Annotated in this window: 1 protein-coding gene; it reads left to right on the forward strand. The window is 24.3% G+C overall.

Annotation, left to right across the window (positions count from 1 at the left end; genetic code table 11):
• Nucleotides 1-284: 284 nt before the first annotated feature.
• Entirely contained in the window at nt 285-869 is a 585-nt protein-coding gene (locus tag MPF13_RS15435) for a T9SS type A sorting domain-containing protein (RefSeq protein ID WP_249983660.1), read from the forward strand.
• Nucleotides 870-943 lie beyond the last annotated feature (74 nt).

Below are 943 nucleotides of genomic sequence, written 5' to 3' on the forward strand. Positions count from 1 at the left end.
ACTTTACAATATAAAAATTTAGTTAATTGTTTCATCAAACTATTGGTACGTTTGATATAAAAAAAAGCGAGTCTTTCTTAAGACTCGCTTTTTTTTGCACTAAAATTGACTTCTTAGATAAGAATATAGATAATTAACAACAATATATACCATATTAACATTAACCTTATTCTATACTATTTTATCCTGTTAATTTTACATACAAACATGCCAATAATGATGTTTTCGGGCACAAACTTCTGCCATAAATTTGTAGTGTTATTAATCATTAAAATGACAACACAATGAAAACAAATATGAAATCAATTTTATTAGTAGCATTAATGTTCGGAACATTAATTAGTTACGCTAACAACGATACAAATTCTACAAATAATAAAGCTAAGAAAACTGTTAAAGTAGAATTTAAGAATGTAAGAAAAGGACAATCTTTAACTATTAAAAACGATAAAGGTGTTTCTGTATACAATCAAGAAATTGCAGCTTCTGGTAATTTTTCTAGAACTTTTGATTTTTCTGCTTTAGAAAATGGTGTTTATACTGCAGAATTAAACAAAGATTTCGAAATAATTATTAAAGAGTTTTATGTAAAAAATGGTTTGGTTACTTTTTTAAACAACAGTAATACAAAACTTTTTAAACCAGTAATTAGAGCTAAAGAAAACTTAATCTATGTTTCTAAACTAGATTTTAATAATAAACCATTAAATGTAGTTATCTATTATAATGGTGAAGCTATACTTTCTGATAATATTAAAGGTGATGATCTTTTAAAAAGAACTTACAAATTATCTGAAAACAAAAAAGGAGAATACAAAGTATATGTTAATTCTGATAATAGAACATATTCAAAGAACTTTACAATATAAAAATTTAGTTAATTGTTTCATCAAACTATTGGTACGTTTGATATAAAAAAAAGCGAGTCTTTCTTAAGACTCGC

The organism is Polaribacter sp. Z022 (assembly GCF_023555495.1).
GTDB lineage: Bacteria > Bacteroidota > Bacteroidia > Flavobacteriales > Flavobacteriaceae > Polaribacter.

Bases quoted from the DNA above. Each gene is read 5' to 3' on its own strand.
- MPF13_RS15435 (WP_249983660.1), top strand. From the start codon at position 285: ATGAAAACAAATATGAAATCAATTTTATTAGTAGCATTAATGTTCGGA.